The following is a 2,459-nucleotide window of genomic DNA, read 5'->3' as shown; positions in this document are numbered from 1 at the left end:
CGACGACGCGCGCCCCGCCGGCCGCGAGCCGACGCGCGGCGGCGGCCCCGATGCCGGAGGCACCGCCGGTGACGATCGCGCTTGCTTCTGTGATCTCCATGCGGCCGAGCATAAGCCTCGGCACGTCGACTGTGGGAGGCCGCGTCGCGTGACCGACGTGCGTTCGGGTCCCTCGTCCCGGGCGCGGTCAGGCACCCCCTTCGGCGCGACCTCCCACATGATCACTGTTAACAGGTGTTGCGACACCGAGTCAACAATTGTTGACAATGCGCCACGGGTTGTACAGTGCGCGGGCCACCGCTGAACCCCCGGAGTCCCCATGAGCGAGAGCCCGACGACCTTCGCCGAGAAGCTGGCGTTCCTCATCGAGACGATGCACCCGGACTCGCGCGGGCCGTACGACGACGAGGAGCTGGCGCGGGCCCTGGGGGTGTCCCGCCAGTACGTGTGGCAGCTGCGCACGGGCAGGCGCGACGAACCGCGGCACAGCGTCGCGATGAAGATCGTGCGGTTCTTCGGCGTGCCGGACGACTACTTCGTCAACGACGACACGACCGTCGCCGTCATGCGCCAGGTCCAGGACCTGCTCCAACGGCGGGACGGTGTCCCCGGCGGGACCGACCCCCGCGACGACGTCGAGCTGCGCAGGCTCACCCTGCGCATCCTCGGCCTGTCGGCCGAGGAGCGGGAGAAGGTGTCCTCCGTGGTGGAGGAGATCCGCTCCTACGAGGCCCGGTCACGACGCCACCGCCCGCGCCGCAAACCGGCCCGACCCGACGAGACCTGATCCGCCGGGATGCGTCAGGATCATGGTGGCTCCACGTGTCCACCCGGTCCCGTGCCGTGGTGTGTGCGGACGGCTCCGCACGCCGCGGGGCCGGTCAGTCCGTCGTCGGGAAGGGGCGACACGGTGAAGTACGCCGACGCGCGGCGCCGCTGCGTGGCGCTGGTGGACGACGTCCTCGTCCGGACCGGGCTCCCGCAGCCGTGGGACGTCAACGCCTGGCTCGACCGGTTGGAACGGGTGCGCGGGCGCGGGGTGGACCTGTGCGCGCTGTCCTGGTCGCCGGGGGAGCCCACCGGTGCCTGGCGCAAGCACGGCGACCACGACGTGATCGCGTACGCGGCGAACACCACCGGGTTCCACCAGGACCACATCATCCTGCACGAGGTCGGACACATGCTGTTCGACCATGCCGGTCGCTGCCTGCTGTCCCACGAGCAGGCGCGCAGGCTCGCACCCGACCTCGGTGCGGCGGCCTTCGCGCACCTGCTCGACCGGCTGAGCGGGGGCACGGAGGAGTTCGAGGCCGAGCAGTTCGCGCACCTGCTGCACGCACGGGTCGCGACCCGCACCGCGCCGCGGCCACGTCCGCGTGCGCACCGTCCACCCGACGACCGCGGCAGTGCCGCCACCCTGGCCCGGCTGACCAGCACGTTCGACGAGGTCTGATGGACTCGGTGGTGATGGTGGCCGCGGGATTCGTGGCCGTCACCGGTGGCGTGACCCGGTTCGCGAGTGCCCGGAGCCCCGTCCCCCCGGCGACCCGGTACCTGTGTGCGGCGGTGATCGCGGCGGGGCTCTCGGCGGCGTTGTCCGCGCCCGCGGTCCTCGCCGCCGCGGCACGGGTGGAACCGTCGCCGAACTTCACCCGGTTGGTGGTCAACGGCATCGGCATGGTCGCCGCCTGGTGCCTGCACAGTCTGCTCACCCACCTGGTCACCGACGATCCCGCGCGCGCCCGCGGGACGGTCCGGATCCAGGCGGTGATCCTGGTGTCCACGATCGCGGCCATGTCGGCGTTGTTCCTGTCCGCGGACCTCACCTACCGCCCGGATTTCCTGAACGCCTTCGCCGACCGGCCACCGGTGTACGGGTACCTGGTGCTGTTCAGCGGCTACGTCGGCTGGAGCATGGCGCGGTTCGTGCACCTCCTCGGCCGCTACGTGCACCTCACCGACCGCCGGTGGCTCCAGGTGGGGATGCGCACGATGCGGGCGGGCGCGGCCTTCGGGGTCGGCTGGGCACTGCACAAACTGGTCGCCACCACCGCGGTGTTCCTCACCGGAACCCCCTACCCCGGTTCGGACACGCTCGCCTGGGCGCTGCCCGCCGCCTGTGTGGCGCTGGTCGCGGTCGGGGTCTGCGTCCCGGTGTGCGCGCCCGCACTCGCGCGGGCGACGCTGTGGTGCCGGCGCCACGTCCAGTACCGCCGCCTCCGGCACCTCTGGACCACGCTGGAACCGGTGATCGGCGAGATCCGGCGGACCACGGTGCGGGGGTCCATCCACGAGCGGCTCAGCGCGCGGGTGGTCGGCATCCTCGACGCCCTGCTGGTGCTGACGCCGTACCGGAGTGACGGGGCGCCCCGGCGACGGAGCGGGGCGGCCGATCCCGGGGTGGAGGCCGCGCTGATCGTGGACGCACTGCGCCGGTGGCGGGACGGGGCGGCGCCGAT

At 72.5% G+C, this 2,459-nt stretch carries 3 protein-coding genes; all 3 read left to right on the top strand.

Annotation, left to right across the window (positions count from 1 at the left end; genetic code table 11):
* The first annotated feature begins 319 nt into the window (after positions 1–319).
* The gene (locus tag ACTIR_RS0100335; protein ID WP_007023410.1) at positions 320–787 is read left to right on the top strand and encodes a helix-turn-helix domain-containing protein; all 468 of its coding nucleotides are present in this window, start codon (positions 320–322) and stop codon (positions 785–787) included.
* A gap of 123 nt (positions 788–910) precedes the next feature.
* Entirely contained in the window at positions 911–1,453 is a 543-nt protein-coding gene (locus tag ACTIR_RS0100330) for a hypothetical protein (RefSeq protein ID WP_026452794.1), read from the top strand.
* On the top strand, positions 1,453–2,459 hold a 1,007-nt coding region (locus tag ACTIR_RS0100325; protein ID WP_034237539.1), incomplete at its 3' end, for an MAB_1171c family putative transporter. The genes ACTIR_RS0100330 and ACTIR_RS0100325, both read left to right, overlap by 1 nt.

Source organism: Saccharomonospora iraqiensis subsp. iraqiensis (assembly GCF_000430445.1).
GTDB classification, from domain to species: Bacteria; Actinomycetota; Actinomycetes; order Mycobacteriales; family Pseudonocardiaceae; genus Saccharomonospora; species Saccharomonospora iraqiensis.
The sequence above is the reverse complement of the archived record's forward strand: the minus strand, read 5'-3'. Positions and strand labels throughout refer to the sequence as shown.

What these genes read in the sequence shown, in the direction of transcription:
- ACTIR_RS0100335 (WP_007023410.1), top strand. Translation starts at nt 320, where the DNA reads ATGAGCGAGAGCCCGACGACCTTCGCCGAGAAGCTGGCGTTCCTCATC.